We start from the raw sequence: 1,213 nt of genomic DNA, 5'->3' as shown, positions 1-1,213 counted from the left end.
CGTTAAAGGGGACGAGCATCATCCTGCTATTCACGCGCATTACGAACTTACCCCGAGTGGTGAGGCAGCATTGGTTCGACTAAGAGAGGCAATGAAGCCTGGTTTTGAGCAGTTTGAAGACGATTTCGATCTAAGCCAGCTGGCCGCTGCGGTGAAGGTTTTGCAGACCTACCGTCATCGTCTTGAGTGCATCAAACTCAAAGACTAACTCTGTTTATCAGGCTCGTGAGCGTGTAAGATAGAGCGCACTTAATTTCCTCATTGCCACGTCATAAGTTAACGTCATGAGCTATCAGGTTCTTGCCAGAAAATGGCGACCTACAAACTTCAAACAAATGGTAGGCCAGGAGCATGTTCTGCAAGCTCTTGTGCATGCGTTGGATTCTCAGCGTTTGCACCACGCGTATCTTTTCACCGGGACTCGAGGTGTTGGTAAAACCACCATCGCGCGTATTCTCGCCCGATGTTTGAGTTGTGACAAAGGGATTACTTCTGAGCCGTGTGGTCAGTGCAGTGCTTGCATGTCGATTGAGCAGGGTCGTTATGTCGACCTGATAGAGATCGATGCCGCGTCGCGCACCAAAGTAGAAGACATGCGCGAACTCCTTGAAAATGTCCAATATGCGCCAACGCAAGGGCTTTTTAAGATCTACCTGATAGACGAAGTACACATGCTTTCTGGGCACAGTTTTAATGCCTTGCTTAAAACGCTTGAAGAGCCGCCAGAGCATGTAAAGTTTCTGTTCGCAACGACCGACCCACAAAAGCTACCAATAACGATTCTCTCACGCTGCCTTCAGTTTAACCTGAAGAATATGACTCCGGAGAAGATCGTCAGTCACCTTAAATTTGTGCTTTCTCAAGAGCAGGTTCAGTCAGAAGAGGCTGCTTTGTGGGCGCTTGCTCGCGGCGCTGATGGCAGTATGCGAGACGCGTTGAGTCTTACTGATCAGGCCATTGCATATACGCAAGGAGACCTCCAGGAAGCGCCGGTCAGCGCGATGCTGGGTACCGTTGATCAGAAAAAGGTCTACCGACTTTTGAATATGCTTGTCGCACGTGACCCAAAAGCGTTACTGAATGTGGTGTCAGATTTGGCTGAGTTCGCCCCAGATTATGCGGCTGTACTAGAAATTATCGTTTCTGTTTTTCATCGTGTTGCGGTTGAGCAAGCTGTGCCGGGCGTGACGGACAATAGTCAAGGCGATCAGGA

General features: G+C 49.4%; 2 protein-coding genes. Both read left to right on the top strand.

Features of this window, described 5'->3' with window-relative positions:
* Nucleotides 1-208: hypothetical protein (locus A3751_RS23220; RefSeq protein WP_197466550.1), on the top strand; the 208-nt coding region annotated here is incomplete at its 5' end.
* A gap of 76 nt (nucleotides 209-284) precedes the next feature.
* Nucleotides 285-1,213: DNA polymerase III subunit gamma/tau (dnaX, locus tag A3751_RS20045; RefSeq protein WP_068458682.1), on the top strand; the 929-nt coding region annotated here is incomplete at its 3' end.

Source organism: Oleiphilus sp. HI0080, from assembly GCF_001635135.1.
The sequence above is the reverse complement of the archived record's forward strand: the minus strand, read 5'-3'. Positions and strand labels throughout refer to the sequence as shown.